This is a genomic window from Pseudomonas sp. 2957, assembly GCF_031456345.1.
GTDB lineage: Bacteria > Pseudomonadota > Gammaproteobacteria > Pseudomonadales > Pseudomonadaceae > Aquipseudomonas > Aquipseudomonas siliginis.
On the sequence record NZ_JAVDUL010000006.1, the window covers coordinates 39741 to 65327 of the forward strand.

Here is a 25587-nt window from a genome sequence, read left to right on the forward strand (position 1 = left end):
TGCAGGATCGTCCTGATTTCTTGCTTGATCATCCGACAGGCCAGATGTTTAACCGCCGCATCCCCACGTTATGGAGTTGTGTTTGAATTCCCTTTCAAAGCTTGTCGATATCGTTGGTCGTCACGTCCTGGATGACGGCATTCACAGCACCGCGATCCCAGGTGTCAGCCTTATTCGCTCGGCTTCGCCCACGATGCCTATGCCGGTGGTGTACGAGCCGACACTCTGCCTTGTCGCTCAGGGACGTAAACAAGCGATGCTGGGTACTACCGTCTATGTTTACGATCCGGCCAAGTACCTGATTGCATCGGTAGACCTTCCGGTGATGGGCTCGGTCATCGAGGCGAGTGAGGGTGTCCCTTATCTGTGCCTGGCGCTGGATCTCGATACCGCTGTGTTGAGTGAACTTGCGCTGCGCCATCCGCTAAGAGAAGAGAGCGTCAGTGCACCGCCGGCAGGCGTTACGCTCAACGATACGACTCCAGAACTGTTGGATGCAGCGGTTCGACTCGCGGGGCTGCTCGACAGACCGCGGGATATCGAAGCGCTCGCTCCGCTGGTGATTCGCGAAATGCTTTATCGCCTTCTAACCGAGAAAGGCAACAGCATCATCAGGCAGATGACGCAAGCAGACAGCCGCTTGAACCAGATCGCCAAGGCCATTGCCTGGCTACGCAGCCACTACAGCGAAGCATGCCGAATAGATGACCTCGTCAGTATCGCCGGCATGAGCCGTTCTTCTTTTCATACGCATTTCAAGGCGATCACCTCGATGAGCCCGCTGGAATTTCGTAACCAGTTGCGGCTACAGGAAGCACGCCGGCTGATGGTCACCGAAGCGGTCGATGCCGCAGAGGCGGGATATGCAGTCGGTTACGAAAGTCCCTCGCAGTTCAGCCGAGACTACGCCCGTCTGTTCGGCATGCCACCGGCGAAGGACGCCTGGCGGCTGCGCACGGACATTTGTGGAATTTGAATCCAGCACTTTTCTTCACGCAGAAAAAACGAGGCCGCATTTGCGGCCTCGTTTTCCATGTGTTCCGGACTACTGTTTGACGCTCGGGTAATCGCCGGTCGTGGCTGGATGACGACTCTTCGCCGTGAGAACGATGGACGTCCTGAGCGATCTCCCAGGCTGGCTGCCCCGAGGTGACTGGCAACGAATAGGTATGCCCGACCCAGGCCATGAACATGGCGAGAGCAAGCGCGATTACTACCGTCGTTGTCAGTGTTTTGCTGTACATGGCGTTAAAGGTTTCAACTCGTTGACAGGGCGTTCAAGCGATTTGCCTAATCCCCCCTGGGGGGATAGGATGCCAGCGATTCATCGAGCCCTGAGACTCAACTCATGAGTGAACACGAACACGAACACGACCACAGCCATCCCCACACTCACCAAAGTCATGAGGCGATCATCAAACGCCTCAAACGGGCGGACGGGCATTTGCGCGGCATCATCACCATGATCGAAGAAGGGCGTCAGTGTGTGGATATCGCCCAGCAGCTTCATGCGGTAGAGAAAGCGATCTGCCAGGCCAAACGCACGCTCATCCAGGATCACATCGACCACTGCCTCGAAGATACCGTTTCGGCGCTAGGCAATGGCGAGCGCGCACCGCTGGAAGCCTTCAAACAAATCACCAAGTACCTTTAGGTCTGACATGCCCGATTTCGCTGAACTGTTGCAGCAAGGCGGGGCTCACGCCTGGCTGTATTTCCCGAGCGCGATTCTGCTCGGCGCCTTGCATGGCCTGGAGCCAGGTCATTCGAAAACCATGATGGCGGCCTTCATCGTGGCCATCCGTGGCTCGGTCAAACAGGCTGTTTTGTTGGGGTTGGCCGCAACGCTTTCGCACACCGCCGTGGTGTGGCTGGTCGCCATCGGCGGCATGTACTTGGGCAAAGGCCTGGATGCTCAAACCACTGAGCCGTATTTCCAGCTTGCGTCTGCTGCACTGATCATCGCGATTGCCCTGTGGATGCTGTGGCGTACCTGGCGCGGTGAGCAGATGTTCAAGTTTGAGCAAAGCGATGATCACCATCACGGCGAACACGACCATGGTCATCATGATGAAACGCACCGAATAGATACCGGCCATGGCCGTGTTGAACTGTCGATCTTCGAGGAAGGCATGCCACCGCACTGGCGCCTGAAGACCTTGAGCGGACACGCCTGGGCAGCCTCGGATGTTCGCCTGACCACGACGCGTCCGGACGGCAGCAGCCAATCGTTCGCGTTCGTCGAGCGTGAGGGTTTTCTGCAGTCGACGGTGGATATTCCGGAACCGCACGAGTTCAGCGCTCGCTTGAGCCTTGGACATGCCGGGCATTCGCATGATTACGACCTGACGTTCCAGGAGCATGATCACGGGCATGCGCATTCCGAACTCGAAGGCCTGGAGCTGTCGATTGATGGCTATCAGGATGCGCACGAACGTGCTCATGCCAACGACATCCGTAAGCGCTTCACCAACCGCGAAGTGACCACGGGTCAGATCGTCATGTTCGGGCTGACTGGCGGCCTGATTCCCTGTCCGGCTGCCATCACTGTCCTGTTGCTGTGCCTGCAAGTCAAAGAGGTCGCGCTCGGCGGCATGCTCGTCCTGTCTTTCAGCATCGGCCTGGCGCTGACTTTGGTCACTGTCGGTGCCGCAGCAGCCGTTGGCGCCAGACAGGCTTCCAATCGCTGGCCGTGGCTGGGAACCGTAGCGCGCCGCGCTCCTTACCTGTCCAGCGTGCTGATCATTGGCGTTGGCCTGTATGTCGGCTTTCATGGCTGGATTGGCCTGAGCGCATAAGGCGGGAGTGTTGGTGCTTTTCGTTGCGGCACTCAGTCCGCCACCTGCCACCATAACCAGCCCGACAAACGACGCCGTGTGGCTTATGTTCGCGCCCAGTGACCCAGCCATCGTAAGCAATCGACCTTTGATCGAATCCTCGGAGAAGTCGCTTGCTCAATGAAGGCACCTGGCCATACGCTGCTCCGCGTGAGACATCTCACAAAGAATAACAACACGAGCATGGAGCAAGCCCTGATGAAACTGTCCGCCATTCTGATTGCCGCAATATTATCGATTACATCCGTTGCTGCCTTTGCGCACAGCGGTGGCACTGATTCAAAGGGTTGCCATCGCAACCATAAAACCAACGACTACCACTGCCACTAAACGGCAAAAGCCCAGCGCAAGGCTGGGCTTTTGAGACGAGCGCGATAGGGTGCGAGACATGAGCCCACGCCAACGCTCACCGCTGGTCTTTGAAACTTCGTACCTCACCAGCGACAGGGAGTTTGCGCTTACTCCACCGGCACGACGTTATCCAACGCCTGATTAACCGCCAGCTCGCCGAGCATGACGACCTGCGCGATACCTTGCAGCGTCTTGCGCGCAGATCCTTCAACCATCCCAATCACGTCACTCAACATCACCGAGGCCGAGCCTAGCGATTCGCTGGCGTTGACCAGCAATTCTTCAGTCGCGGTTTTCGGGTTGGCGAGGAACATGCTGCTGGTCTGGTAGGGCGTGGTTTTGATGGTGTCGCTGGGTTTGAGGTAGTGGTCGAGGGCGCGGTCGGCAGCTTCGTGGAGTTTTTTTGAGTCGAGGGATTCGTAGGGGGAGGTTGCGTCCGACTGTGGCGGGTTTGGCGTGACTTTGAACATGGTGAAGCTCCATATGTGACCAAGGGAGCCATCACTCTCGCTACCAAACGAAGGGTGGTGGCCATACGAAGGTTGGTAGACCGGCCCACATGGAAAAACCGGCGCGCTCGAAAACGCCCTGCGCATGGCCACCATAAAACCGATGCGAAAGCATCTGCATAGAATGACGTTATGCGCCATGTGGAAAGCGGGCTACCAAACCCGATCACTGTTTTCAGTGACCGGCCAACGATAGAACCACGGCCCGAGGCGCACAAGCCGGCGGATTCTGGCGTAGTCGTAGGCAATGGCGCAAGGCGTTGTAGCTTGCTGGAACAGTCTGGATGTCGGTTTTAAACGGGGTGTTTAGGGAATTGGTTTTGGCTGAGGTTTCGTGTTGATCGGGCTGGGGTCTTCGCGAGCAGGCTCGCTCCCACAGGTGTCGAGTGGGCAACGTTTACAGCGTCGTGCCAGTCGGGCGGTCACACATTTTGAACTTTGCTTTCGGCGCCATTTCCATTGTTTGAGGTGACAACCCTCCAGCTCCTACCCACCTGAATCAAGGAATGACCGTGACGGCTCCCACTGATAAAACTTCTCTGCGCCGGGCTATCACTTTCCCGATGCTGTTTCTGTTTATTCTCGGCGATGTTCTGGGGGCGGGCGTTTACGCACTCGCCGGAACGATCGCGGGGGAGGTGGGCGGCGCGATTTGGGTGCCGCTGCTGATCGCATTGTTCTTCGCCATGTTGACGGCGGGTTCCTACGCAGAACTGGTGACCAAATATCCCCACGCCGGGGCTGCTTCGGTATTCGCGGAAAAAGCCTTCAAGTCACCGCTCATTTCCTTCCTGGTCGGTTTTTGCATGCTGGCGGCTGCGGTCACCAGTGCAGCGGGTTTGTCGCTGGCGTTTGCCGGTGATTACTTGAACGCCTTCGTCGACGTATCGCCGCAGATTGCAGCGCTGGTGTTTCTTCTGGCTATCGGCCTGCTCAATGCGCGGGGGATCAAGGAGTCGCTTGGGGCAAACCTGGTGATGACCGTGATTGAACTGTCCGGGCTGATTTTGGTGATCGTCGCCGCTGTCTGGTATTTCCGCACAGGCGATGCGGATCTGGGGCGGACGCTCACGTTCAAGCCGGGCGTCAGTCCCATGCTGGCGGTGTTGGGGGCGGCGTTGTTGGCTTTCTATTCCTTCGTAGGCTTCGAAACCTCGGCCAATCTCGCCGAGGAAATCAAGGACGTGCGCAAGGTCTACCCGCGCGCCTTGTTCGCGGCTTTGCTCACCGCTGGCGTGGTTTACATGGCGGTGGGCGTGGCGGCTTCTTCGGTGTTGCCTACCGAGAAGTTGGTGGCCACGTCGGCGCCTTTGCTCGAAGTTGTCCGCGCATCGACCCTCGCAATCCCGCCGGCACTGTTCTCTTTCATTGCGCTGATTGCTGTGGCCAACGGTGCGCTGTTAACCATGATCATGGCCAGCCGATTGACCTATGGCATGGCGAATCTGGGGCTGTTGCCGGGTGTTTTGGGTGCGGTGCTGCCTGAACGAAAAACTCCATGGGCTGCCATTGTTGCAACTACCGTGGTCGCTATTGCCCTGACACTCACAGGCACGCTGGCAACGTTGGCAGAGACGGTGGTTTTGCTGTTGCTGTTCGTTTTTCTGAGTACCAATGTGGCGGTGCTGGTTCTTCGTCGCGACAGGGTGGAGGAGGATCACTTTCGCGTGCCGACCTTCGTTCCGGTGCTTGCGATTGTTTCGTGTCTGGTGCTGCTCAGTCAGCAGGGGTGGGAGACGTGGTTGCGGGCGGGGGCGCTGATCATTGTCGGGATGTTGCTGCATGGCTTTTCTCGTATCAATTTTTCTGCGATCAGTAAGGCCGGGTAGTGCAGCAGCTTGGGGAATTGGTGTTGTTTGGGCGGGCGTATTCGCGAGCAGGCTCGCTCCCACAGTGGATGGGTGGTGGTTTTCAGAATGAGTCACACGTTGTCAGTCGGCGGGCGGGTGAGTAAGCTGCCGACATGAATCAGTCCTCAGTTTCCCCATCCTTCCCCGGCCCGCGTGGTCCCGTTGATCACGACATTCGTGATCAGATTGTCGCGGCGGCCAACGAGCATTTCAGCCAGTACGGCTACGCCAAGACCACGGTGTCCGATCTGGCCAAGGCCATCGGTTTCTCCAAGGCGTACATCTACAAATTCTTTGATTCCAAGCAGGCGATTGGCGAAGCCATCTGCGCTAACTGTCTGGGGCAAATCGTTGCGGCGGTCGAGCAGGCGATCAACGAGGAAGACCTGACGCCTACCGAGCGTTTCCGCCGTTTGGTGAAAACCGTGATCGCCACGGGTGTGAATCTGTTCTTCAACGATCGCAAACTCTATGACATTGCCGCGTTTGCAGCGGGTGAGAACTGGCCAAGTGCGCAGCGTTACGATGCGCAGATCAAGCGCTTTATCACCGACATTGTCCGCGAAGGGCGCGAGGCCGGTGAGTTCGAGCGCAGGACGCCGCTGGACGAGACGGTCGAATCGATCCACTTGGCGCTGCGGCCCTTCGTCAATCCACTGATGCTGCAACACAACCTCGACTTTATCGAAGTGGCGCCGACGCTGACTTCGAACCTCATCCTGCGCAGCTTGATGCCTTGACCCTCTTCTGATCTGAATACTCGGATCAGTCGCCCCAACCCCATCCTGTTCCTGACGCAACGACATTTCCGCTGTTCTGATTGTGACTCTTAACTGGTATGGTCACTAGGGCAACATGGCCGCCGCAGTTTGGTTATTTCAGTGCTGCGTACCGGGGTTCGTACAGCGCGAAATACAAGAACAGCGCCAGCGGGCTCGGTACTTCTGTCAGCTATCGCTTCTGATTCAGCGCTGAACATCGGGCCGGTGACTCTGTGACTGTTGACGATATCGGTCACAAGATTGAGAATATGATGATCATCCTATTTTCAGTGAAGGAATTCCATGCGCCGGCTCCGACCTTTTCCCCTCGCGGTATGTTTATTGCCCCTGGCCCTGACGGCGTGCGGTGATTCTTCCACCGCGCAGGATCCGCGTACCTTGGCGCCCTTTGTCAGGTCGGCGGCGGTGCAGCCTGCAGAAGACGGCTCCCGATCGTTCACCGGTGTCGTGGCGGCGCGAGTGCAGGGCGACCTGGGTTTTCGCGTCTCGGGCAAGGTGCTTGAGCGTCTGGTTGATACCGGCCAGACGGTCAAGCGCGGCCAGCCGCTGATGCGCCTGGACCCGATCGACCTCGGCCTGCAGGCGCGAGCTCAGGAAGAAGCGGTCAGCGCCGCTCGCGCCCGAGCCAAACAGACTGCCGGTGACGAAGCGCGCAATCGCCGGCTCGTCGCCGCCGGCGCCATTTCGGCATCGGCCTACGATCAGTTCAAAGCCGCAGCCGACACCGCCAGGGCGCAACTCAATGCCGCTGTCGCGCAAGCGGACGTTGCGCGCAACGCTTCCGGTTATGCGGTGCTGGTGGCGGACGCTGACGGCGTGGTGGTGGAAACCCTCGCCGAACCGGGGCAAGTCGTCAGCCCGGGACAACCGGTGGTGCGGTTGGCGCGGGCCGGTCAGCGGGAGGCCATCGTCCATCTGCCCGAGACCTTGCGGCCCGCACCGGGCTCGACCGCTCAGGCAAAACTGTATGGCGATACCTCAGCTGCCGTGAGCGCAAAACTGCGTCTGCTGTCCGACTCGGCCGACCGCACGACTCGCACCTTTGAAGCGCGCTATGTACTTGAAGGGAAACTGGCCAATGCGCCGATCGGTTCGACAGTCACCCTTGATATCGCCCAAGGTTCTGCGCCAAAACAGGCGCTGACGGTGCCCGTCGCCGCGATCTACAACCCAGGCAAAGGCCCCGGCGTGTGGGTCATCGCCGGCACACCGGCGAAAGTGAGCTGGCGCCCGGTGGAGGTCCTGGGCTTGAGCGATGACTCGGCTCGTGTCGCTGGCCAGCTCAACGTCGGTGAACCGATTGTCGCGCTGGGCGCGCATCTGCTGCGCGATGGCGAAGAAGTGCGCTTGCTTGCCCGCGACGATGGCCAGATTGCCGGGAGTCGTCCATGAGCGAGGGCCGGTTCAACCTTTCCGCCATCGCCGTGCGCCAACGTGCGATCACGGTGTTTCTGATTTTTCTGATCGCCGTGGCCGGCGTCCTGTCGTTCTTCAAATTGGGCCGGGCGGAAGATCCGCCGTTCACGGTCAAGCAGCTGACCGTCATCACCGCGTGGCCAGGAGCGACCGCGCAAGAGATGCAGGATCAGGTCGCCGAACCCCTCGAAAAACGCTTGCAGGAACTGAAGTGGTACGACCGCTCGGAAACCTACACGCGTCCGGGACTGGCATTCACCGTGGTCTCGTTGCTCGACAGCACACCGCCATCGCAGGTGCAGGAAGAGTTCTACCAGGCACGCAAGAAGCTCGACGATGAAGCGATCAGGCTGCCGGCGGGTGTCATCGGGCCGATGGTCAACGACGAGTTTTCCGACGTGACCTTCGCGCTGTTCGCCTTGAAAGCCAGGGGCGAGCCACAGCGCTTGCTGGTGCGTGATGCGGAGAGGTTACGCCAGCGGCTGTTGCATGTGCCTGGCGTGAAGAAGGTCAACATCATCGGCGAGCAGGCGGAGCGGATATTCGTCTCGTTTTCCCATGATCGGCTGGCGACGCTGGGCTTGGCGCCACAGGACATCTTCGCCGCGCTGAACAATCAGAACGTGCTGACCCCCGCCGGATCGGTCGAAACCAAAGGGCCGGAGGTATTTTTGCGCGTCGATGGCGCGTTCGACACGCTGCAGAAAATCCGTGACACGCCTGTGGTGGCGCAGGGACGAACACTCAAACTGTCTGACGTGGCCACGGTCGAACGCGGCTACGAAGACCCGGCGACCTTCCTCGTACGCAACAACGGCGAAGAAGCCTTATTGCTCGGCGTGATCATGCGCGAGGGCTGGAACGGTCTCGATCTGGGCAAGGCGCTGGACGCCGAAACGGCCAGGATCAACGAGGAAATGCCCTTGGGCATGACCCTCTCCAAAGTCACCGATCAGGCGGTTAATATCGACTCGGCCGTTGGCGAGTTCATGGTCAAGTTCTTTGTCGCGCTGCTGGTGGTCATGCTGGTGTGCTTTCTCAGCATGGGCTGGCGCGTCGGCGTGGTCGTCGCAGCGGCGGTGCCGTTGACCCTGGCGATCGTGTTTGTGGTGATGGCGGCCACCGGCAAGAACTTTGACCGGATCACCCTCGGCTCGCTGATTCTGGCGCTCGGGCTGCTGGTCGATGACGCGATCATCGCCATCGAAATGATGGTGGTGAAGATGGAGGAGGGCTACGACCGCATCAAGGCCTCCGCTTATGCCTGGAGTCATACGGCAGCGCCGATGCTGTCCGGCACACTGGTCACGGCGATTGGCTTTCTGCCCAACGGATTCGCGCAATCAACGGCAGGCGAATACACCAGCAACATGTTCTGGATTGTCGGCATCGCGCTCATTGCTTCGTGGGTCGTCGCCGTGGCTTTCACGCCGTACCTGGGCGTGAAGCTGTTGCCGGACATCAAGAAAGTCGAAGGCGGGCACGCGGCAATCTACGACACGCCGCGCTACAACCGTTTCCGGCGCGTTCTGGCGTGGGTGATCACGCGCAAATGGCTGGTGGCCGGTGCGGTGGTCGCGCTGTTTGCTGTTGCGATCCCAGGCATGGGGCTGGTGAAGAAGCAGTTCTTTCCAACCTCGGACCGTCCTGAAGTGATGATCGAAGTGCAGATGCCCTACGGCACCTCCATCAAGCAGACCAGCGCGGCGGCGGCCAAAGTCGAGGCCTGGCTGCACAAGCAGGATGAAGCAAAAATCGTCACCGCCTATATCGGCCAGGGTGCGCCACGGTTTTTCCTGGCAATGGCGCCGGAGTTGCCGGATCCATCGTTCGCCAAAATCGTCGTCCTGACCGACAGCCAGGACGCCCGTGAAACTCTGAAGTTGCGTTTGCGCGAAGCGGTCGCCGAAGGGCTTGCTCCAGAGGCGCGGGTTCGGGCGACGCAGATCGTATTCGGCCCGTATTCGCCATTCCCGGTGGCCTACCGGGTAATGGGGCCTGATCCGGCGAAATTGCGCGACATCGCCGAGCAGGTCCGGGCGGTGATGCAGAACAGCCCGATGATGAGAACCGTCAACACTGACTGGGGGCCGCTGACGCCGACGCTGCATTTCAACCTGGATCAGGATCGCTTGCAGGCAGTGGGGCTGACGTCCAGCGCAGTCGCCCAGCAGTTGCAGTTTCTACTTAGCGGCGTGCCGATCACGGCGGTGCGCGAAGACATCCGTTCCGTGCAGGTCGTTGGCCGTGCGGCGGGCAATATCCGCCTGGACCCGGCGCAGATCGAAGACTTCACCCTGGTCGGCGCAGCGGGGCAACGCATCCCGCTGTCGCAGATCGGCCAGGTCGAAGTGCGCATGGAAGACCCGATCCTGCGCCGCCGCGATCGCACGCCGACCATCACCGTGCGTGGCGACATCGCCGAAGGCTTGCAGCCGCCGGACGTCTCAGGCGCGATCATCCGGCAGTTGCAGCCGATCATCGAAAAGTTGCCGTCCGGCTACCGGATTGAACAGGCGGGCGCCATCGAAGAATCCGGCAAGGCCGGCAAAGCGATTCTGCCGTTGCTGCCGATCATGATCGCCATGACGCTGCTCATCATCATCGTTCAGGTACGCTCGATTTCGGCGATGATCATGGTCTTCCTCACCTCGCCATTAGGCTTGATCGGTGTGGTGCCGACGCTGCTGATCTTCAACCAGCCGTTCGGCATCAATGCGCTGGTCGGGTTGATTGCGCTGTCGGGGATTCTGATGCGCAACACGCTGATTCTGATCGGGCAGATACATCACAACGAGCAGGAAGGGCTGGCGCCGTTCCATGCCGTTGTCGAAGCGACAGTGCAACGGGCGCGGCCGGTGTTGTTGACCGCGCTGGCGGCGATTCTCGCGTTCATTCCGCTGACCCACTCGGTGTTCTGGGGCACGCTCGCGTACACGCTGATCGGTGGCACGTTTGTTGGCACCATCATCACGCTGGTGTTTCTGCCGGCGATGTATGCGATCTGGTTCAGGATTCGGCCTGAGCGCTGACATCGAGCACGATTTTTCCCCGGGTGTGTCCGGCCCAGCTTTGTTTAACCGCGTCGACAACTTCTGTCAGCGGTACCACTTGAGCCTCAAGGCTGAGCTTGCCGGATGTGAACAGCGCGGCAATCTCGGCCAATTGGCTGCCATCGGAGCGGGTGGCGAAATTTTTGCCACTCACACGGTGCTCGCTTGCCTTCTGTGCAGAGGGTGCGCTTACGGGGGAAACCAGAACGCCCCCGCGCTTGATCACACTCCATGAGCGGTTCTGAGTTTCGCCGCCGACCAGATCAATGACCGCATCGAGGTCAGCAACGCTGTCTTCGAATTTAGCCGTGGTGTAGTCAATCACCTCATCGGCGCCAAGTGAACGCAGATAGTCGTGGTTCTTCGCAGAGCTGGTCGCGATCACATAAGCACCGGCAAGGCGGGCGAGTTGGATTGCGAAGCTGCCCACGCCACCTGAGCCGCCGTGAATGAGGACTTTTTGACCAGCCTGAATCCCGGCGTGTTCATGCAAGGCTTGCCAAGCAGTCAGTGCTGCCGCCGGCACGCCGCCGGCCTCTTGCAACGACAGGGTTGTCGGCGTGTGGGCCAGACGATCTGGCGTTGAGAGGGCCTGGGTAGCATATCCGCCGGTAATCCCGATAAACCCGAACACCTTGTCGCCAACGACAAAGTCTCTGACATTCCTGCCCACCGCGGCGACTGTGCCTGAGACTTCCACGCCAGGCGTGTAGGGCAGTGGCAGAGGAATGAATTGCTGCATGGCACCGGAGAGGATTTTCCAATCGATTGGATTGATCCCACTACCGGCAACATTGATTAACACCTGATCGTCATTGGGTTTCAGATCCGCAAGTTCTTTGAGCTCCAGCGCTTCTGCCTGGCCGTACTGCGCGACTTGGATCGCTTTCATGATTCTCTCCGTTGTGATGGTCAAGGCTCGTCGGAAGGAATGGACGTGCCGGCGATTCGATTAGTGGCGACGTGCGTCGAGGCTGAAACGCCCTGCGCCGAAAGAAACGATCTGCAAGAGCCCACCGGCCATGGCGATATTCTTGAAGAAGTGAATGAACTGATTCTGGTCCGCCAGGGCGTTATGGAAAATCAGTGCGGTCAGTACGCTGAAAATCGCCAACAGCGCTGCGGTGGTACGTGTGCGATAACCGGCGATCAACGCTACGCCGCCGAGAACCTCGACAGCAATCGCCACGCCCAACGCCAGTTCGGGAAAAGGCAACCCGACAGAGCCGATGTAGCCAATCATCATGGCCGGTGCCGCGATTTTCGACAGGCCCGAAAGAATGAAGATCGCGCTCAGAAGAATCCGCCCGATCAAGGAAACGGTGCTGTTGAGGTTGGAAGACGTTGAAGCAGTGACGCTGGAAATTGTGGCTGCGTGGGACATGACGTGGATTCCGCTGATTTCAGCGCTTCACCATGAAGCGCCGTTGTGGAGCAGATGATGTCATCGCGAGGCTTTGCGCAATAGCCGACAAGTTTCGATGATCAGGTTCGAAAAACTAGAAATGCAGCAGAAATCGAAGTGGACCTTCCACTGTGGTCAGCGACGTGTGTTGGGGAGCAGGATCAGGCAAATGTCGCGGATTAATCGGATAACAGTGGCGGGGCGGATTCGGTACGTTGGTCTCGAACGCGGTTCAGCCGAATCCTGAACCGCCGCTATCTAGAGGAGTACTGCAATGAACGAGACTAAGGTTTGGTTGGTTACAGGCTGTTCCACCGGGTTCGGTCGCCACATCGCCACGGCGCTGCTGAATGAGGGTGAGCGTGTGGTGGTCACGGCGCGCAACACACAGCAGATCGAGGATCTGGCCGCCCTCGGCGACGCTTTGATTCTGCCTCTGGACGTGACCGATCCGGCGCAGGCGATGCAGGTCGTACAGGCGGCCGAGCATCGCTTCGGGCGAGTGGACGTGCTGATCAATAACGCCGGCGTCGGCTATTTCTCATCGGTAGAAGACAGCGACGATGGGGCTGTTCGGCGGATGTTCGAGGTCAACTACTTCGGCACGGCCCATATGATTCGCGCGGTACTGCCTGGCATGCGCAAGCGGCGCACCGGCATGATCGTCAACCTCACATCGGTAGGCGGTCTGGTCGGGTTCGAAGCGGTCGGCCACTACTGCGCGACGAAGTTCGCCGTTGAGGGCCTGTCGGAAAGTCTGCGCGCCGAAGTTGCGCCACTGGGTATCGGCGTGATGACCGTTCAGCCCAGCGCCTTCAGAACCCAATGGGCGGGATCTTCGGGCGTTGCGCAAACGGTGGCCGAGGATTATCAGGCAACCGCCGGCGCTGCGATGCGCGCGTACCAGCAATCTGTTGGCAATCAAGCTGGCGACCCAGACAGGGCGGCAGCGGCGATCTACGCCGCGGTTACCTGCGCAGCGCCGCCGGCGCGCCTGCTGTTGGGCAATGAAGCCTATGAGGCAGCGCAGGCGAAGCTTGCCGCCATGGGCCGCGAGTTCAGCGCATGGGAGTCTACCGCCCGTGGCGCGGACTTCCCGACGGCCTGACAGGCGAAGCCCGCACTGATGGCATGGACGCTACAGAATCAGGCAAACACCTGAGAGGAGTGAGTTAACGGGGACGACGCGGTGCGGGAAAAACTGGGCGAGTGAGTTGACTCGCCCAATTTTGAACGGCATTTACCGAGGAGTATTTGTATGAATTCGTCGTCCCCGTCCCGACCTTTCATGTGGCTCTGCGCATTCGCAGCGGGGGCCATGATCGCTAATCTCTATTATCTGCAGCCGATCCTGTCGTTGGTAACGGGGGCATTTGGTATTCCGCTTGCCACGTCCGGCCTGCTGGTGAGTTGCGCTCAACTTGGCTACACGCTGGGCATTGTGCTGGTCGTCCCGCTCGGTGACGTCCTCGAAAGAAGAGCGCTTCTGAGCCGGATGTTTACCATCAACGCATTAGCGCTGTTTGTGGCTGCGGCCAGCCCGAATTTCTTGCTGTTCTGCGCCGCGGTGTTGATCAGTGGAGTCACGGCATCCGCTGCCATGTTGATTGTGCCGTACGTAGCGTCCATCGCAGCCGAGCATCGGCGCGGTCAAGTGATCGGCGTGGTGATGACCGGGGCCTTGCTCGCGATACCGCTGTCGTGGCTGGTCTCCGGCGGTATCGGCAACGCGGCAGGTTGGCGCTTGGTGTACGCCAGCGCCGGGTGCGCGGCGCTGATCCTGCTCATGCTGCTCAGAATCACCTTGCCAACCGAGCCCGAGCGCCGAGGCCAGCCCGTGCGTTATGAGCAGTTGATGCGCTCGTTGTGGCAACTCATCCTCGAGTACCCAGCGCTTGCTCGCCGGGCGCTTTACGGTGCGCTGGGAATGGCCAGCTTCAGCATGTTGTGGACTGGATTACCAATACTGTTGTCGCAACCGCCGTTCAATTTTTCGACTTCGAGCATCGGACTGATCGGGCTCACGGGAGTGACTGGCGCGTTGATTCCCGGTGTGGTTGGCCGGCTCTGTGATCATGGCTACCGGCACGCGCTGGCATTCGGGTTGGCCTCGTTGATGATACTGGCCTGGGCAGTGCTGAGCTTTGCGGCGACAGGGCTCTGGATAATTATCGCTGCCGCAATGGCCTTGAACGTTGGCGTAATGGGCTTGCAGATCACCCATCAATCGGTCATCTACAAACTGGCCCCCGCAGCCAACTCACGGATTACCGCGGTGTTTATCAGTATCAACTTTGTTGGCGGCGCTATTGGCTCCGCAGTTGCAAGTTTCGGTATTCGGTATGTCGGCTGGAAAGGGCTGTGCCTACTGGGCGCTGCTTTGCCCGCGGCTCTTGTGCTGGCCTATGCATTGAAGGAACGGCCCTTTGCCCGCGTTGCGGTTCAATGAACATGCAAATGGGCGGCGAGGAAATCCATCAGGGCTCTTACGCGTGCGGGCAGATGTCCGCCTTGGCCGACGTAAATCGCATGAATCTCCGTGACGCTTGCAGGCACGAATGGTTGCAGGACACAAACCAATCTTCCGGCAGCCAGGTCATCTGCAACCTGGCAGAACCCCAGCTTGGCTAGCCCTGCGCCCAGCACCGTCAATTCACGCAAGGCATCGCCATCGCTGACGCGCAGATTGCCTTTTACCGGGTACATACGTTGCTCGCCGCTCTCGTCGAGCAAGGCCCACTCCATGGCGGGAGGCGAAAAGGTGAAACCCAGACAGTTGTGATCGGCAAGGTCTTGAGGCACCAGCGGAGTGCCCTTGGCCGCCAGGTAGTCAGGAGATCCTACGATCAGCCCTCTGGATTGCCCGAGTCGTTTCGCCACAAGGTTGGAGTTCTTGAGCGCTCCGGTGCGTATGGCGATATCCGCACGTGCTTCGATGAGATCGACCACCTCATCGGTGAGGAAAAGTTCGACGCTGACCCCAGGATGTTGATTCATGAACAAGTTGATGATGGGAAGAAAAAGCTGGCGGCCGATACCCACATTAGAGCTGATTCTGACCACTCCCTGCGGTGCAGAACTGGCAGATGCTTCGCGTTCCGCTTCGTCAAGATCGGCCAGTATGGCAACGCTGCGTTAGTCTTGATGGCGCGCTGGCCTGAACACCTCCAGGGACGACCTTGTTCATTTGTTGGTTATGGCACCACGACCGGCGGGGAGGATGAGGTCGACGAGCTTGGATGCGAGTTGTTGAAGCTGCAGGCCATGCCTGTTGGTGGTTATGTGAAGTTCGCTGAGATTGCCGAGCGTCTCGAACAAGGCTTCGGACTGGAGCACTTTGCGCAAGCACGGGTTTCGATGGCGCAGTTGTTGATCCAGCTGGCCTGGTGGGCACGGGCGCTGAAAGATGCGCGGGCCTTCTCTCCTTTGCAGAAGTTCGCGTAGTCCGTCGCTTAGACGTTCTGCGAGCGCCTGGAGCATTGGGCAAAACCTGTGCAGGAATTGCATAACGGCACCGCGCCGCGACTTTTTACTCTTGCTTCAAGTCCTGCTGAACGGCAGGAAACTCTGATCTGAAAACAGGAGTTCTAAAATGTCCGATGTCGAAATTCGCGTAACCCCTGATGCGCAAGAAAACGCCACGGCAAATCCAGCCGGCGATCAGGGCAAGTACGTTGGCATGTGGGTGACAGCCGACGGTCATATTCGCCATGAGTTGCTGCCAGGAGGGCGATATGACGAGGCCCGCGGTCGGCAAAAAAACGCTTATCAAGGGCGCTACTGGCTGGAAGGCGACCACATCGAGTATGTGGACGATACTGGCTTTACCGCAGACGGAGAGTTTCGAGATGACGTGCTGTACCACGCGGGCATGGTGTTATATCCCGAGCGCTGACGCATAAGCCGGAATGAACATTCCGGCTTTTTTATTGGTGTCGTATTACAGATTCTGTGGGCGGAATTGATCGCGCAAATCCAGGGTTTCGCCCGCCACCATAAATTTCCCCTGCCCGCGGTAATGCAGGGTTTTGGGGTTTTTCACCGACGTAGCCACATGCGCCTTGACCACTTCCCACACGAACAGACCGTACTCGCCGATAAGATTGGAGTCGAACAGCTTGCACTCGAAATTGGCGTAGCACTCTTTGATCAACGGGGCCTTTACCCGTTCTGCGGGGGCGGCTGTGAGGTCAAATTGGGCAAACTTGTCGATGGCCCCACCGCTGCTGTTGCCGACGGCAACAACCTGGTCCACCAATTCGACGGTGGGCACGTTGATGACGCACTGCTGGCTGTTGCGGATCAGCTCGTAGCTGTGGTTTGCGCTCCAGATGTAGCAGCCAAACAGGGCGGGGGAGAACTGCATCATCATGTGCCAACCCATGGTCATTATGTTGGTTTCACCTTGCCAGGCGGAGGTCACCAGGACGATGGGGCCGGTTTCCAGATGCTGGCGAACCTCGCTCAAAGGGAAGTCGGATTTTCGAAATGCGGTCATGGCGCCTCCGGGGATCAAAAGAGGATAAACAGTTGTTGTCAGTCGCTTTCGACAATTCAACTTTCCTGCTTTTTGACATGCACCTCTCTGGCAGCCTTGCTCAGGCTGTCGGATTTTTGCTCTTTTTCCTGGATTGATTACGTCGGCAAAAGCTGTTCGCCGAACCGCTTGATCAGCCACTGCCCAGCCGGACCGGGCGGCGAGTCGGTTCGATAAATCGCATCGAAGGCATAGGTGCCGCCTTTACAGTCGGGCATATCAAGCTCGACCAGGCGTCCTTCGTCCAGGTCAGACTGAACCATGGGCACCGGCATATTCCCCCATCCGATGCCCTCTTTGAGAAGCATGTGTTTGGCGCCCAGATCCGCCAGTCGCCAAGTGCGAGTACTCACAACGGCAAAGTCCTTGTCACCCGTAAGCGTTGAACGATCCGATAGCACCAATTGAACAAACTCTCTGGCAGCGCCAGGGGATTTGGAACACTCGGTTGCAAGCGGGTGTGCAGGCGCGGCGACCGGTATCAATTGAACACTGCCCACGCCGATGCGCTCGATGCCGTCCAGGCCAATGTCCAGCGGACCGCTGATGCCGACTCCAGCTTTCTTCTCCATCACCAGCTGGGTCACTGCCCCCAAGGCTTCCATGTGCAAGTGCAGAGTGACTGTGGGAAATTCTTCCCTGAAGGTCCTCAACGCATCGACTACTCGCTCGGCAGGGAGCATTACATCGAGCGCGAGGTGAACTTCTGCTTCAAGCCCATGCAGCAAACCGGAGACTTTTGCGCGCAGCCCATTTACGCCGTTGGTAATAGTGCGTGCTTCAGCCAGGACGGTTCGACCTGCCTCCGTCAGTTGCGGTTTGCGCGTGGTTTTGCGGTCAAACAGTGAAACCCCGAGCTGCATCTCCAGATTGGAAATGGAGTAACTCACCACCGATGTCGCGCGATGCAGTTTTCTGGCCGCAGCGGCAAAACTGCCCACTTCTACAACCGTCAGAAATACTTTCAGTTGATCAAGCGTTGGTGTTCCTGGATCGGAGATCATTTCTACTGTCTCGAACGTTTGGGGAGTACTTGTCCTGATTTTGCAGACAGCAGCATATACGCAAGATTGAGCACTTGATCGGCTCTAACAATCAATTGACCGGTTTGTTTCTTCGGCAAGCCATTCGCTGCGCGTGATCTCCCACACCTCCACCGGCATCGGCCCCGACACAAACTGGCCGTCCCGCGTTTCAACCATCCGCATGCCTTCATCTTCGGAAATCTTGCGCGAGGCGTGGTTGGCGGCGGCCTTGGGCACCTGCATCAATGGGCGCATCAACGTATCGAACCAGTAGGCATTGATCACCTTGCAGGCCTCGCGCATGTAGCCGTTGCCCTGAAACTGAGGGGCGAGCCAGAAGCCTCGATGGTTACCCGGTTGATCAAACAGGCTGATACTGCCGATGCAGCTCTCGGGCTGAACGCGGGTGCGGATCATCCAGTGCCATTCCTTTGCGGCAGCCATCGCGGGCAGCGCGACATCGCGGACGTAAACAAGCCCGCCGTCGTCCGGATACGGCCACGGAACGCGGCTGTCGAGATAGCGCACGACCTCCCATTGCGGAAACAATTGTTGCACCGCCGCTGCATCACTCAGTTGCAGCGGCGTGAGGATCAAGCGGCGGGTGTAAAGCGTGGGGATGCAATCCATGGCAATCAATCCTTGCGAGCAGTGGCGGGCAGGACCGGTACTCTCTCAAACGAGCAGTTCAAGTGTCGAGCGACCTGTGCGGGGTCTCACTCAAGCAGTTCGATCAACTCCCCACCGTCCTCTTTCAACCGCTGCAAAAACACCTGTGCTTCCAGCAATTGATACGGAAAATACAGCCCCGGCCTTACCGGCACTTGCCCATCCAGCCCAACCAGTCGCTCCAGCAACATGGCCACACTGAGCCCGGTCAACGCTGCTGCGCCTGATCGGTGAACCACGGCGTGGCGTGTGCGCAATGGCTGGCCATCGTGATCCGTGCCTTCAAGTTCGATGTGTATTTCCGTCGACATCGGCTGGCCCTGACGCCGGGTGGAGCTGACGCCGCTGGCGAGGTTGAACTCGACGTTCGGGGCGTCGGTGGCGGCGGCCAGGCCTGTCACGTCGATGGAGGAGAAGCCGGCGCCCTGCAGGGTGGTGCCGTCGACGGCGCGGAAGCTGACTTTGGCATCGTCGCCTTCACGCCAGATGAATTCGCCGTCACGGCGGGTCAGCGCGGCGGGCAGCATTTTGTTCAGGTGCTCGAAATCGACGGCTACCGTCGGGCCGCCGCCGTCCTGTTCGTCGACCAGCGCATGAATCCGGATGTCGTGCACGCGGGCGAATGCCTTGGCGATGTGCAGCGTTGCCACGGTGGTGGCGCCGACCATCCATTCGTAGCCGAGGACAATGGGAGACGCGTCGGGCGAGTGGATGAAACTGGCGATCTGCGGGGCGATTTCGAACACGCCGGAAGAGATGCTCAGGTGCGGCACCTTGCGCTTTTGCGCAAAGCGCAGCCCGGCGAGGGCGTGGTCCATGTAGAACAGGGCGATGGCGCTGACCGGGCGATCACCCAGCCCCAGATCATCTGCGCGAGCATCGATGACCACACCCTGGGCATTGCCGATTTGCTCGGCGGTTTGCTCAGCCTTGGCGAGGTCGCGTCCGCCGATCAGCAAGGGGACGTCGGGATGCGCCGCGCGCAATGCGCGGGCCGTCTGATGGCCGATGGCGCCGGACCCGCCCATGAACAGAATGGGATGAAGTGGCATGAATCCTCCTCATTTTTCCTGGATTGAAACGTGCTTGGGCTAGACACCCTAGCACGCACTTTCCAGTTCGCCGGTGCGCTTGGTCTGCGCACCGACGAACGACCACTTGAGGAATCAGCCCAGATGATGGCGCTCTGCAAGGCGATAAACATCGGTGTCGAGGCCTTCGAAACGGGCTTTCAACTGCAACGCCAGATACAGCGAATAGTGCCGTGACTGATGCAGGTTGCCGCCGTGGAACCAGAGATTTTGCTGCTGGGTCGGCTTCCACATGTTGCGCAGTTCACCTTCATACGGGCCGGGGTCGTTGGTGGTGCCGGAACCCAGGCCCCAGCAGCGCCCCACCTTGTCGGCGACTTGCTGGGAAATCAGCTTAGCGGCCCAGCCGTTCATCGAGCCATAACCTGTCGCATAAACGATGAGATCGGCCGGCAAGCGGCTGCCATCGGTGAGCACCACCGCATCCGCTTCGATGCGTTCGACACCGAGGCCCGGCGCGCTCTTGAGCTTGATCGTGCCGTTGGCGATCAGTTCCGAGGCGCCGACGTCGATGTAGTAACCCGAGCCACGGCGTACGTATTTCATGAACAAACCCGATTCGTCATCGCCGAAATCGAGCATGAAACCCGCCCGGCTCAGGCGTTCATAGAAGTCCTTGTCGCGCTCCTTGATCGCGTCGAAGATCGGCCGATGAAACTGTGGCATGACCTTGTACGGAATCGAGGCGAACAGCAGGTCGGCCTTGTCCGTGGTCAGCCCCGACTCGAGCGCCTCTTCGGAATAAAGCCCGCCGAAAACCAGTTCCATCAGGCTGTCCGAACGCACGATGTGCGTGCTCGAACGTTGCACCATGGTCACCTCGGTGCCGTTTTCCACCAGATCGGCGCAGATGTCGTGGGCTGAATTGTTCGCGCCGATGACCACTGCGCGCTTGCCTTTCCACGCATCGCCGCCGGGGTGACGGCTGGAGTGATGTTGCTGGCCCTGGAAGTTTTCAGCGCCTGGATACACCGGCACATTCGGTACGCCAGACATGCCGGTGGCGAGGATCAGTTGCGTCGGTTGCAGGGTGACGGGCTCGCCGTTGCGCAGGACCTCCACGGTCCAGCGGCCAGTCTCTTCGTCAAACGTAGCGCCGAGGCATTCAGTGCGCGGCCAGTAGTTGAGTTCCATGACCTTGGTGTACATCTCCAGCCAGTCGCCGATCTGGTCTTTCGGGGTGAACACCGGCCAGTGGTCGGGGAAGGGCAGGTAGGGCATGTGGTCGTACCAGACCGGGTCGTGCAGGCACAGCGACTTGTAGCGGCCGCGCCATTGATCGCCGGGGCGTTCGGCTTTGTCGATGATCAGCGTCGGTACGCCCATGCGTTTGAGCCTTGCGCCGAGGCCGAGCCCGCCCTGACCGCCGCCGACGATCAGGCAGTACGGTTGCGTGGTGATGCCCAGCGCCGCTTCTTCATCGCGGCGGCGCTCCAGCCAGTTGCGCTTGTCAGCGTGGGCATGGCCGTGGCTCGCGCCCATCGGCCGGCGGCGGCCGCTGGGTTCTTCGAAGCCTTTGAGTTCGCGCATGGTGGTCAGCAGCGTCCAGCACAGACCGTCCTTCAGGCGCACGTAGCCTTTGCCGCGCGCCGAGTCGGTTTCCAGGCTCATCCAGCCTTCAAGCACGCCATCGCTAAGAGTGGCTTCACCTTCGAGTTGCCAGCGTTCGGGCCGGGTCTGCTCAAGGCGTGTTTCGAGCATGTCGCGAATCGCCGGTTTGCCTTCCAGGGTGACGAGGTTCCAACTGAACAGCAGCAAGTCACGCCAGTGGCATTCTTCGGCAAACAGCTCCAGCGTGCCGTCCACATCTCGTTGCGCCAGACGTCCGCCGAGGCGTTCGACCCAAGCGGCGAGTTGCGCTGTTGGCGATTGCAAAGGGGTTTCAATAGCGATGTTCATGGGGCCACTCCCGATCTTGTTGTTTTGGTAAGCCATGGCATCAGAGCAAGGCTTGGGCCATCTCCTTGAAAGACGCGGGCCAGAGCGTTTGATGCAAAGGCCGACAAGGCTTGGCACAGGCGACATGTCACAAATTCGAGAATCGCGGATGACACTGTGTCACCCGGCGCGAAATTCCCCCGCAACGAGCTTTTCATCTAAGCTGCGGACACACCCGTGTCTTCACCGAAGCGGAGAACAACAACAATGAAACCGGCCTCGATCAACGCCCACGCGCGCCAGGTACTGCAAGCCGTGCAGGGCTCTGTTGCCAGCCACAGCGCGGCGGCGGACCTGGCGATCACCCGTTCGTGGCGGCGTTGCCTGGATCAATACCAGCTCGATCCGGCCAGCCGCCGCGCGCCGGATGTGCTCGAACAGGCGCGTTTGCGCGAACACCGTGCGCCGCTGGAACACATCATTTCCGTTGCGCACTGGCAGATGAACAGCCTGCACCAGCAACTGGGACGTGACGGCCATGTCGTGCTGCTCACCGATGCGCGCGGCGTGGCGATCGACAGCGTGTTCAACGAAGCCGAACGCGGCGAGTTCCAGCGCTCCGGGCTGTGGCTCGGCTCGGTCTGGAGCGAGGAGCACGAGGGCACCAACGGCGTCGGCACCTGCCTGGTCGAGCGCCAGCACGTGACCATTCGCCGCGACGAGCATTTCCGTGGCCAGCACGTCGGCCTGACCTGTTCGGCCAGCCCGATATTCGACGCCAGCGGTGAGTTGCTCGCGGTGCTCAACCTGTCCTCCGTGCGCGAGGAAAGCAGCCTTGAGCAACGCTTCAAGGCCATGGCCCTGACCAATCTGTCGGCCAGGTTGATCGAGAGCTGTTTTTTCCTTGGCCACGATCCGCAGCGCTATTTGCTGCGGTTTCATCCCGACGCCGGGTTTGTCGGGCTGCTGGGTGAAGGCCTGCTCAGCTTCGACGAGAGTGCGCGGATCTGTTCGGTGAATGCGGCGGCGCTCGATTTGTTGGGCCTGAGCCGCGAGCAGATGGTCGGGCAGTCGTTGACGATGCTGCTGGAAACGCCGATGGAGCAGTTGCTCGAGCAGGCCAGTGCTCAGGCGCACGTCTGCTGGCCGATGCGCCTGGCCGACGGGCGCTTGTTCTACGGCCAGTTGCGCGAACCGATCCGCTCCGCGCCGTTGACCCTTGCGCCTGTCCCGCCAATCAAGGATGAGCGCGTGTGCCTGGAAGACCCGCGCCTGCAACGCGGATTCGCTCGCGCGTTGCGTGTACTGGAGCGTGACGTGCCGGTGTTTCTGCAGGGTGAAACCGGCACCGGCAAGGAGGCCTTTGCGGCAGCGCTGCATCGCGCCAGCTCGCGCGCCGGCCAGCCGTTTGTTGCGATCAACTGCGCGGCGATCCCCGAGACGCTGATTGAAAGCGAGCTGTTCGGCTATCGCGGCGGCAGCTTCACCGGCGCGCGCAAGGACGGCATGGTCGGCAAGCTTGAGCAGGCCCATGGCGGCATTCTGTTTCTCGACGAAATCGGCGACATGCCCCTCGCGCTGCAGACCCGTCTGCTGCGCGTGCTCGAAGAGCGCCAGGTTGTGCCGCTGGGCAGCGCAACGCCGCGACCGCTTGATGTACGCCTGATCAGCGCCAGTCACCAGAATCTGCCAGCCTGCGTGGCCGACGGACGCCTGCGCGAGGACCTGTTCTATCGCATTGGCGGTTTCGCCGTGGAACTGCCGCCGCTGCGCGAGCGTTCCGACAAGGGCCGTCTGCTCGACCTCCTGCTGCGCGAAGAAGCGGCGGGCGCCACTGTGCGGCTGCAATCGGGAGTTCGAGAGCGCTTGCTGGCGCAGCCCTGGCCGGGCAACGTCCGGCAACTGCGCACCTGTTTGCGTACGTTGGTGGCGTTGGCAGTGGAAGGCCGGGTCACGCTGGAGGACGTGCATGAGTTACTGCCCGCAAGTGACGACCAACCTGTTGACGATCCACTGGGCGTATCCGAACGGCAAACTCTGCTGAGCTTGATTGAAGCTGAACACTGGCATATCGCGCGAGTTGCCCGTCGTCTGGGGATTAGCCGCAATACCCTGTACCGCAAGCTTCGTCAGCATGGGATCACTCGACCTGGTTGAAGACAATCGCGATCATTTGCGTTCATTCGCTGTTGATTGCGTGCATTGCCGGGAAATTGCTTGGATCCAATCATTGACTCATTATATCGCACGCCGACAAGCGGTAGGCTGAGCCTATTGCTAAAAGTGATGGCGCAATGACATATTGCAGCACCTTTCCTCACTTCAAGATGTACCGAAAATGCGCCCCCTCAAGTCACTTGTTGCAGCGTCGTTGCTGCTCAGCGGGTGCAATGGAATGCCAGTCGCTTATGTTCAGGATCCTGTTTTAGACCAAGCCTTTGTCGTCCACTCCGGCGCGCCTTTGCCTTACGTGCTGATGGGTTCGGCTGTGCAATGGAATGAAGACTTCGCCGTGACGGTGAAGCACATTCCTTACTTGTCGGGCACGGTTTTCCAAGGGCAGGCAGACGTACAGTTCTTCCGCCACAAGGCCAATAGCGTGCCGGCGTGGCGCGGCTACAAGCCGGGCGAGGAGCTGACTTCAGTGGGCTTCAATTCGCTGTACATGTCGGTCAAGGGCACCGGCCAGGCGTTGCCGGCCATGGTTCGCCTCGACGTCAAAGAGGGCAATGTGCTTTACGGCACCCACAATGGCGCACTGGCCAAAGGCATGTCCGGCGGGCCGGTGTTTTCCGCCGATGGCAAAGTGGTTGGCATCAACGTGGCGTTTCTCACCCGCGATGATGTCAGCCGCCTCAAGCGCAAGGACTTGCTCGATCAACCGCGCGTAAGCATCTTTTTGCCGTACGCGGAGATCAATCGCGAGTGGTCGCGCTATCAGGCCAGCATCACCCCCATAGCGCCACCAGCGACCAAACTGGCCAGCCGCTGATCAGCGTTCGCGCAACGCTTCGCGGGCGCGGTTGAGTGGTTTGATCAGGTAGTCGAGCACGGTTTTCTCGCCGGTACGAATGTCCACCGTGGCGATCATCCCGGGCACGATGGCGAAGCGTTTGCCGGCCTTGTTGCGCAGTTCATCCGACGCGGTACGGATGAACACGCGGTAGTAGAAGATTTCCGGCTTGGCTTCGTCCTGGATGGTGTCCGGCGAGATCGTCACTACTTCACCGTCGAGGCTGCCGTAGATCGAATAGTCATAGGCGGTGATTTTCACTTTCGCCGCCTGGCCTGGGTGAATGAAGGCGATGTCGCGCGGCGAGATGCGCGTCTCGATCAGCAGTTGTTCATCGAGCGGTACGATCTGCATGACCTGGCCGTTGGGCGCAATGACGCCGCCAATCGTGCTGACCTCGATGTCCTTGACGATGCCGCGCACCGGCGAGCGCAGGGTCAGGCGCGACAGTGAATCGGTGCGCCCACGGATCACCGCTTCGAGCATTTGCGCTTCGGCGTTGGCCTTGGCCAGGTCTTCGCGGGCGCGGACCATGTAATCGGAGCGGGCTTCGGTGGCCTTCAATTCCAGCTCCGAACGCTGACGGGTCAGGCGCAGCACTTCAACCCGACTCGAGGCGCCGATCTTCGCCAGGTTTTCAGTGATCGCCAGTTCGCTGCGCACCAGTTTCAGCGAGCTCTGAATACCGTCGAGGGTTTCCGCCAGACCTTTGCGCCGGGTCTGGTAGAGCTCGGTTTCGGCGCGGATCAGATCAGGAAACTCTTGCAGCGATGCGTCGAAGGTCAGGGGCTTTTCGCTGACTTCGGCCTGCAAGCGGTTGACGCTGGCCAGCGCCGCGCGGTACTTGGCCGCGCTTTCGCCGACGTTGGACTGGTTCTTCACTGGGTCCAGTTGCGCGAGGATCTGCCCGCGCTCGACCAAAGCGCCTTCGCTGACATTGAGCTGCTCGAGAATGCCGCCCTCCATCGACTGAATGACTTGCTCGCGCGAGCTCGGCACCACTTTGCCGGTGCCGGTCGAGACTTCGACGATCTCGAACCAAGCCGCCCAGGCAATGAAGCAGGCGAGCATCAGCGCGCAACCCCAGATCACCTTTGCGCCACCGGCAAGTGCGCGCTCATCGCGGCCATCGAGGTAGGACATCGGATCTGGCACGTCGGTCATCATCGGC

Annotated in this window: 24 protein-coding genes; 14 read left to right on the top strand and 10 right to left on the bottom strand. The window is 59.8% G+C overall.

Annotated elements, in window-relative coordinates:
• Positions 1 to 82: 82 nt before the first annotated feature.
• The 4 genes from J2Y39_RS21305 to J2Y39_RS21320 all read left to right on the top strand — a co-directional run bounded on the left by J2Y39_RS21305 (position 83) and on the right by J2Y39_RS21320 (position 3167).
• Positions 83 to 976 (top strand): AraC family transcriptional regulator, encoded by an 894-nt coding sequence (locus J2Y39_RS21305; RefSeq protein ID WP_310219553.1) that lies wholly within the window; start codon positions 83 to 85, stop codon positions 974 to 976.
• 372 nt (positions 977 to 1348) lie between these two features.
• Positions 1349 to 1654 (top strand): metal-sensing transcriptional repressor, encoded by a 306-nt coding sequence (locus J2Y39_RS21310; RefSeq protein WP_122699136.1) that lies wholly within the window; start codon positions 1349 to 1351, stop codon positions 1652 to 1654.
• Between the two features lie 7 nt (positions 1655 to 1661).
• The gene (locus tag J2Y39_RS21315) at positions 1662 to 2798 is read left to right on the top strand and encodes a nickel/cobalt efflux transporter (RefSeq protein ID WP_310219556.1); all 1137 of its coding nucleotides are present in this window, start codon (positions 1662 to 1664) and stop codon (positions 2796 to 2798) included.
• 237 nt (positions 2799 to 3035) lie between these two features.
• Complete coding sequence (locus tag J2Y39_RS21320) at positions 3036 to 3167, top strand: YHYH domain-containing protein (RefSeq protein ID WP_116657708.1); 132 nt, start codon at positions 3036 to 3038, stop codon at positions 3165 to 3167.
• A gap of 128 nt (positions 3168 to 3295) precedes the next feature.
• On the opposite strand, the gene J2Y39_RS21325 is transcribed toward J2Y39_RS21320, so the two are convergent.
• Positions 3296 to 3658, bottom strand: a complete 363-nt coding sequence (locus tag J2Y39_RS21325) for a DUF6124 family protein (protein WP_095179679.1) — start codon at positions 3656 to 3658, stop codon at positions 3296 to 3298.
• A gap of 545 nt (positions 3659 to 4203) precedes the next feature.
• Here J2Y39_RS21325 and J2Y39_RS21330 point away from each other — a divergent pair.
• The 4 genes from J2Y39_RS21330 (at position 4204) to J2Y39_RS21345 (ending at position 10777) form a co-directional block, all read left to right on the top strand.
• A complete protein-coding gene (locus tag J2Y39_RS21330; protein WP_310219559.1) occupies positions 4204 to 5526 on the top strand; it encodes an APC family permease in 1323 nt (440 codons plus the stop codon).
• Positions 5527 to 5660: 134 nt separating this feature from the next.
• Positions 5661 to 6287: a TetR/AcrR family transcriptional regulator gene (locus tag J2Y39_RS21335; protein WP_016774383.1), complete on the top strand. Its 627-nt coding sequence runs from the start codon at positions 5661 to 5663 to the stop codon at positions 6285 to 6287.
• Between the two features lie 324 nt (positions 6288 to 6611).
• Entirely contained in the window at positions 6612 to 7721 is a 1110-nt protein-coding gene (locus tag J2Y39_RS21340; protein WP_310219561.1) for an efflux RND transporter periplasmic adaptor subunit, read from the top strand.
• Positions 7718 to 10777 (top strand): efflux RND transporter permease subunit, encoded by a 3060-nt coding sequence (locus J2Y39_RS21345; protein WP_310219563.1) that lies wholly within the window; start codon positions 7718 to 7720, stop codon positions 10775 to 10777. Before J2Y39_RS21340 ends, J2Y39_RS21345 begins: the two co-directional genes overlap by 4 nt.
• On the opposite strand, the gene J2Y39_RS21350 is transcribed toward J2Y39_RS21345, so the two are convergent.
• Positions 10755 to 11690, bottom strand: coding sequence for an NADP-dependent oxidoreductase (locus tag J2Y39_RS21350; protein WP_252887764.1), 936 nt, complete (start codon positions 11688 to 11690; stop codon positions 10755 to 10757). The two genes, J2Y39_RS21345 and J2Y39_RS21350, sit on opposite strands and share 23 nt — an antisense overlap.
• A 60-nt stretch (positions 11691 to 11750) precedes the next feature.
• Positions 11751 to 12182: a DoxX family protein gene (locus tag J2Y39_RS21355; RefSeq protein WP_082228565.1), complete on the bottom strand. Its 432-nt coding sequence runs from the start codon at positions 12180 to 12182 to the stop codon at positions 11751 to 11753.
• A 295-nt stretch (positions 12183 to 12477) separates the two neighbouring features.
• Here J2Y39_RS21355 and J2Y39_RS21360 point away from each other — a divergent pair, with 295 nt between their 5' ends.
• Positions 12478 to 13311 carry an oxidoreductase gene (locus J2Y39_RS21360; protein WP_310219565.1) on the top strand — a complete coding sequence of 278 codons (834 nt, stop codon included), beginning with the start codon at positions 12478 to 12480 and terminating at the stop codon, positions 13309 to 13311.
• Positions 13312 to 13491: 180 nt separating this feature from the next.
• Positions 13492 to 14652 (top strand): MFS transporter, encoded by a 1161-nt coding sequence (locus tag J2Y39_RS21365; protein WP_310219953.1) that lies wholly within the window; start codon positions 13492 to 13494, stop codon positions 14650 to 14652.
• Here J2Y39_RS21365 and J2Y39_RS21370 read toward each other — a convergent pair.
• Positions 14646 to 15266, bottom strand: a complete 621-nt coding sequence (locus J2Y39_RS21370; protein ID WP_310219567.1) for a LysR substrate-binding domain-containing protein — start codon at positions 15264 to 15266, stop codon at positions 14646 to 14648. The two genes, J2Y39_RS21365 and J2Y39_RS21370, sit on opposite strands and share 7 nt — an antisense overlap.
• On the opposite strand from J2Y39_RS21370, the gene J2Y39_RS21375 reads away from it, so the two are divergent.
• Entirely contained in the window at positions 15189 to 15647 is a 459-nt protein-coding gene (locus J2Y39_RS21375; protein WP_310219968.1) for a hypothetical protein, read from the top strand. The two genes, J2Y39_RS21370 and J2Y39_RS21375, sit on opposite strands and share 78 nt — an antisense overlap.
• A gap of 235 nt (positions 15648 to 15882) precedes the next feature.
• Positions 15883 to 16098, top strand: a complete 216-nt coding sequence (locus J2Y39_RS21380; protein ID WP_051600681.1) for an Atu4866 domain-containing protein — start codon at positions 15883 to 15885, stop codon at positions 16096 to 16098.
• Between the two features lie 45 nt (positions 16099 to 16143).
• Here the strand turns inward: J2Y39_RS21380 and J2Y39_RS21385 are convergent, their stop codons facing one another.
• From J2Y39_RS21385 to J2Y39_RS21405, 5 genes are all read right to left on the bottom strand, one after another.
• Entirely contained in the window at positions 16144 to 16701 is a 558-nt protein-coding gene (locus J2Y39_RS21385; protein WP_076563260.1) for a flavin reductase family protein, read from the bottom strand.
• Between the two features lie 137 nt (positions 16702 to 16838).
• A complete protein-coding gene (locus J2Y39_RS21390; RefSeq protein WP_024012654.1) occupies positions 16839 to 17744 on the bottom strand; it encodes a LysR family transcriptional regulator in 906 nt (301 codons plus the stop codon).
• An 84-nt stretch (positions 17745 to 17828) separates the two neighbouring features.
• Positions 17829 to 18395 (bottom strand): GNAT family N-acetyltransferase, encoded by a 567-nt coding sequence (locus tag J2Y39_RS21395; RefSeq protein ID WP_076563259.1) that lies wholly within the window; start codon positions 18393 to 18395, stop codon positions 17829 to 17831.
• 86 nt (positions 18396 to 18481) lie between these two features.
• Positions 18482 to 19486: an NAD(P)-dependent oxidoreductase gene (locus J2Y39_RS21400; RefSeq protein ID WP_122601597.1), complete on the bottom strand. Its 1005-nt coding sequence runs from the start codon at positions 19484 to 19486 to the stop codon at positions 18482 to 18484.
• Between the two features lie 114 nt (positions 19487 to 19600).
• Positions 19601 to 21424: an NAD(P)/FAD-dependent oxidoreductase gene (locus J2Y39_RS21405; RefSeq protein WP_122507437.1), complete on the bottom strand. Its 1824-nt coding sequence runs from the start codon at positions 21422 to 21424 to the stop codon at positions 19601 to 19603.
• 246 nt (positions 21425 to 21670) lie between these two features.
• Here J2Y39_RS21405 and J2Y39_RS21410 point away from each other — a divergent pair, with 246 nt between their 5' ends.
• Together J2Y39_RS21410 and J2Y39_RS21415 are read left to right on the top strand one after the other, a co-directional pair.
• Positions 21671 to 23560, top strand: a complete 1890-nt coding sequence (locus J2Y39_RS21410) for a sigma-54-dependent Fis family transcriptional regulator (protein WP_056785066.1) — start codon at positions 21671 to 21673, stop codon at positions 23558 to 23560.
• A 238-nt stretch (positions 23561 to 23798) separates the two neighbouring features.
• The gene (locus J2Y39_RS21415) at positions 23799 to 24395 is read left to right on the top strand and encodes a trypsin-like peptidase domain-containing protein (RefSeq protein WP_310219574.1); all 597 of its coding nucleotides are present in this window, start codon (positions 23799 to 23801) and stop codon (positions 24393 to 24395) included.
• Here J2Y39_RS21415 and J2Y39_RS21420 read toward each other — a convergent pair whose 3' ends face one another.
• The gene (locus J2Y39_RS21420) at positions 24396 to 25583 is read right to left on the bottom strand and encodes an HlyD family type I secretion periplasmic adaptor subunit (RefSeq protein ID WP_370593533.1); all 1188 of its coding nucleotides are present in this window, start codon (positions 25581 to 25583) and stop codon (positions 24396 to 24398) included. It abuts the gene before it with no gap.
• Positions 25584 to 25587 lie beyond the last annotated feature (4 nt).

Excerpts from the sequence above, each read along its gene's own strand:
- J2Y39_RS21310 (WP_122699136.1), top strand. The coding sequence starts at position 1,349 with ATGAGTGAACACGAACACGAACACGACCACAGCCATCCCCACACTCAC.
- J2Y39_RS21315 (WP_310219556.1), top strand. The coding sequence starts at position 1,662 with ATGCCCGATTTCGCTGAACTGTTGCAGCAAGGCGGGGCTCACGCCTGG.
- J2Y39_RS21320 (WP_116657708.1), top strand. The coding sequence starts at position 3,036 with ATGAAACTGTCCGCCATTCTGATTGCCGCAATATTATCGATTACATCC.
- J2Y39_RS21325 (WP_095179679.1), bottom strand. The coding sequence starts at position 3,658 with ATGTTCAAAGTCACGCCAAACCCGCCACAGTCGGACGCAACCTCCCCC.
- J2Y39_RS21330 (WP_310219559.1), top strand. The coding sequence starts at position 4,204 with ATGACCGTGACGGCTCCCACTGATAAAACTTCTCTGCGCCGGGCTATC.
- J2Y39_RS21335 (WP_016774383.1), top strand. The coding sequence starts at position 5,661 with ATGAATCAGTCCTCAGTTTCCCCATCCTTCCCCGGCCCGCGTGGTCCC.
- J2Y39_RS21340 (WP_310219561.1), top strand. The coding sequence starts at position 6,612 with ATGCGCCGGCTCCGACCTTTTCCCCTCGCGGTATGTTTATTGCCCCTG.
- J2Y39_RS21345 (WP_310219563.1), top strand. The coding sequence starts at position 7,718 with ATGAGCGAGGGCCGGTTCAACCTTTCCGCCATCGCCGTGCGCCAACGT.
- J2Y39_RS21350 (WP_252887764.1), bottom strand. The coding sequence starts at position 11,690 with ATGAAAGCGATCCAAGTCGCGCAGTACGGCCAGGCAGAAGCGCTGGAG.
- J2Y39_RS21355 (WP_082228565.1), bottom strand. The coding sequence starts at position 12,182 with ATGTCCCACGCAGCCACAATTTCCAGCGTCACTGCTTCAACGTCTTCC.
- J2Y39_RS21360 (WP_310219565.1), top strand. The coding sequence starts at position 12,478 with ATGAACGAGACTAAGGTTTGGTTGGTTACAGGCTGTTCCACCGGGTTC.
- J2Y39_RS21365 (WP_310219953.1), top strand. The coding sequence starts at position 13,492 with ATGTGGCTCTGCGCATTCGCAGCGGGGGCCATGATCGCTAATCTCTAT.
- J2Y39_RS21375 (WP_310219968.1), top strand. The coding sequence starts at position 15,189 with ATGTTGATTCATGAACAAGTTGATGATGGGAAGAAAAAGCTGGCGGCC.
- J2Y39_RS21380 (WP_051600681.1), top strand. The coding sequence starts at position 15,883 with ATGTGGGTGACAGCCGACGGTCATATTCGCCATGAGTTGCTGCCAGGA.
- J2Y39_RS21385 (WP_076563260.1), bottom strand. The coding sequence starts at position 16,701 with ATGACCGCATTTCGAAAATCCGACTTCCCTTTGAGCGAGGTTCGCCAG.
- J2Y39_RS21390 (WP_024012654.1), bottom strand. The coding sequence starts at position 17,744 with ATGATCTCCGATCCAGGAACACCAACGCTTGATCAACTGAAAGTATTT.
- J2Y39_RS21395 (WP_076563259.1), bottom strand. The coding sequence starts at position 18,395 with ATGGATTGCATCCCCACGCTTTACACCCGCCGCTTGATCCTCACGCCG.
- J2Y39_RS21400 (WP_122601597.1), bottom strand. The coding sequence starts at position 19,486 with ATGCCACTTCATCCCATTCTGTTCATGGGCGGGTCCGGCGCCATCGGC.
- J2Y39_RS21405 (WP_122507437.1), bottom strand. The coding sequence starts at position 21,424 with ATGAACATCGCTATTGAAACCCCTTTGCAATCGCCAACAGCGCAACTC.
- J2Y39_RS21410 (WP_056785066.1), top strand. The coding sequence starts at position 21,671 with ATGAAACCGGCCTCGATCAACGCCCACGCGCGCCAGGTACTGCAAGCC.
- J2Y39_RS21415 (WP_310219574.1), top strand. The coding sequence starts at position 23,799 with ATGCCAGTCGCTTATGTTCAGGATCCTGTTTTAGACCAAGCCTTTGTC.
- J2Y39_RS21420 (WP_370593533.1), bottom strand. The coding sequence starts at position 25,583 with ATGATGACCGACGTGCCAGATCCGATGTCCTACCTCGATGGCCGCGAT.